This window comes from Gracilimonas sp., from assembly GCF_035704785.1.
Lineage (GTDB): Bacteria > Bacteroidota > Rhodothermia > Balneolales > Balneolaceae > Gracilimonas.
Map to the genome: position 1 here is coordinate 1 of NZ_DASSWP010000229.1, position 2,570 is coordinate 2,570.

Sequence of the window (2,570 nt, forward strand, 5' to 3'; positions counted from 1 at the left end):
CCAAACCATTAAAACCCTCATCGGATCAGCGACCCGATGTACGTATATGCACGATCCTAACTTCCTTATAAAGCTGGTGCAGACCAAGATGCCCTTTGGTCAATACAAGGATTGGTATATCACGAGCTTGCCGGTGCATTACCTGGAATGGTTTTCCCGGCAGGGTTGGCCTAATGGACAGCTGGGGCAATATTTAGCCACTATGTTTGAGATCAAAACCAACGGACTGGATGATATTTTGAAGCCTATCATCCGGAAGCATAGAGATTCGCGTTATTGAAGAGACGAGTTCTAACTTTCATTACGGCTTTGATATTTTTTTGATTTTATATGTAACATATTTTTTACATTACGTAAAAAGCTTTTGACCACTAACTAATTCTATAAAATTATGCCTAGACAAGAAATTTTATCCTGGACCTCCCTAGTCTCCTCTCTGGCGATATTAATATTTTATATAATCTCGATCTTAGATTGGCCAGCACCTTTTAACAATCTTGAAACTGAACTTGGTTCATTAGTGATTAAGATTTTTTTCTTAACCCTCTTCATAGAAATTGGACTAGACATATTCAAGAGAAATAACACCGTAGATAAGGATGAAAGAGATGAATTAATTGCAGGTAAAGGATTCAAAAACGCCTATTTATTTTTCAACGCTTCCGTGGCATTGATACTGGTTCAAATGACATTAGATAAACTCTTTTCCTCAGGCCTCATTACTGGATTTATGTATGGCACTGCCTCTTTATTTCATGCCTTAATTATTGTTTTGTTTTTGGCAAATATCGTTAAGCAAAGCACTATGCTTTATTATTATCAAAAGTTATAATGCAATGGAAGAAACACGAATCGAAAATACTATTCGTAAGCTGAGGTTTTTGAACGGGGAAATGACACAGGCCCAATTGGCTGAAAAAGTGGGGGTAACCCGGCAGACCATCAACGCGATTGAAGCCGCTAAATATTCTCCATCCCTGGAGCTAGCTTTTAAAATTGCAGATACATTTGATAAACCACTTGAGGTTGTTTTTCAGTATAAAAAGTGATAAGTATTTATCATCGATTGTATTCTTGATACTGGGATGGGAATTGAACACGAATGATACGGATGGCCGCTGATCTTTTTATCAAAAAATCCGGGTTCCCAATCGTTTGGGCAGAGCTGTTGAAGTTGAATCTATTTCAAAGTTGATTATCCCCAAAACCAATCCGTCATTAGTTATTACATCCACTTTCCACTCGCCCTCCATCATGTTGTTTTTAACCGTATAACCCCGATACCCTCCTTCACGGCCGCCGGTAATTTCAAATCCAATTTCATCTATTACCTCCCATTGATTGGTATGCGGGCTATACCATTTCCAACGATGTAGTACCGATTCACTGAGTTTTGAAGGGGCAAAAATACTCGTAAAAACATATACATCAGAGCCCGGTACATATGAAAATTCATGACGGTTATCTCTCCACATCTTATACCAGGGATTTTGTTCGTAGGTCACAAAGTATTCATCCGTTTCAAGATTACGTTCAACATTATGAGCTACCAGTCCAGATTCCAGCGCCAAAGGTACCGGAGGAATAAGATTAAAAAAGTAGAAGGTATTGATCAGGAAGTATATCCCAAGAATCAAACCGGACATCTTCCCCATGCTGATTTCCTTTCGTGTGGATGGACTTGTGTTGTAGATATATATGATCAGTGACATCGTAATTCCTAAACTGATGGTTCCTGAAAGCATGAAAAGAAAGGTGTTCATGCTATTTACCATCATAGGGATAAAGAAGGCGAAGAAGGTAAAATTCACAAAAAAATACGCACCGAATTGCAGGTATTTATTAGAGATCCTTTTTTTGAGCATCTCGTTGGCAAAGAGCAACACCAACAGAATAATGAAAAAGCTGATGGTCTTCGAAATAGAAACACTTCGGGAAAAATAGATGACATACGCACTGCATAATCCCCCAAGGAAAAACTGAATAGCTAAAGGCAGATAATCTTCATAGTTCTCAAAAAATGTACCCTTCCATTTATCATCACCGGAAAGATTGAACAGATACAGACATAGTGTAAGAGAAGTAAGATAAGTACATAAAATAATCTGATCATACAAGCGGTCGATCCGTCCCAGGGTAAGTGAATCCCATAAAAAACCGATCATAAAAAATACTACCGGTAAATACCGCTGATTTGCCCTTACAAAAGCTTGAAATTTTTTAAACATTATTAGTTAGTGTGAATGATAAATTTACTCGAAGTGAAGATAGGATTGGTAAAAGCCATTAAGAAATAAGTATGTAATGGGAGTAAACGGGGAGGTTATTGATTAGTTGTTTTTATTCTGAATAACATGAAGCATGATCAGATCATAAATTGTATGCGCAATCATAGCAGAGATCAAACCAACGTGCTCGAATAAAAGCCCAAGCATAAAACTTAACCCAAACATCAAAACTCCAAAGAATATGTGAGCAGGAGATCTGAATTTGAAATATCCATGGATGGAAATAAATATCATGGATGTCAGCGTATTTCCAAGCAACGGCTGAATAGCTCCGCGAAATAA

5 protein-coding genes are annotated in these 2,570 nt (G+C 37.7%); 3 read left to right on the plus strand and 2 right to left on the minus strand.

The window, feature by feature from the left end:
• The 3 genes from VFM80_RS13055 to VFM80_RS13065 all read left to right on the plus strand — a co-directional run.
• On the plus strand, nucleotides 1-280 hold a 280-nt coding region (locus tag VFM80_RS13055), incomplete at its 5' end, for a DUF3820 family protein (RefSeq protein WP_395072377.1).
• Between the two features lie 111 nt (nucleotides 281-391).
• A complete protein-coding gene (locus VFM80_RS13060; protein WP_395072379.1) occupies nucleotides 392-832 on the plus strand; it encodes a hypothetical protein in 441 nt (146 codons plus the stop codon).
• 4 nt (nucleotides 833-836) lie between these two features.
• Nucleotides 837-1,049: a helix-turn-helix transcriptional regulator gene (locus tag VFM80_RS13065; RefSeq protein ID WP_395072381.1), complete on the plus strand. Its 213-nt coding sequence runs from the start codon at nucleotides 837-839 to the stop codon at nucleotides 1,047-1,049.
• Nucleotides 1,050-1,130: 81 nt separating this feature from the next.
• On the opposite strand, the gene VFM80_RS13070 is transcribed toward VFM80_RS13065, so the two are convergent.
• Together VFM80_RS13070 and VFM80_RS13075 are read right to left on the minus strand one after the other, a co-directional pair.
• Nucleotides 1,131-2,228: a DUF2914 domain-containing protein gene (locus tag VFM80_RS13070; RefSeq protein ID WP_395072383.1), complete on the minus strand. Its 1,098-nt coding sequence runs from the start codon at nucleotides 2,226-2,228 to the stop codon at nucleotides 1,131-1,133.
• A 102-nt stretch (nucleotides 2,229-2,330) separates the two neighbouring features.
• On the minus strand, nucleotides 2,331-2,570 hold a 240-nt coding region (locus tag VFM80_RS13075), incomplete at its 5' end, for a type II CAAX prenyl endopeptidase Rce1 family protein (protein ID WP_395072385.1).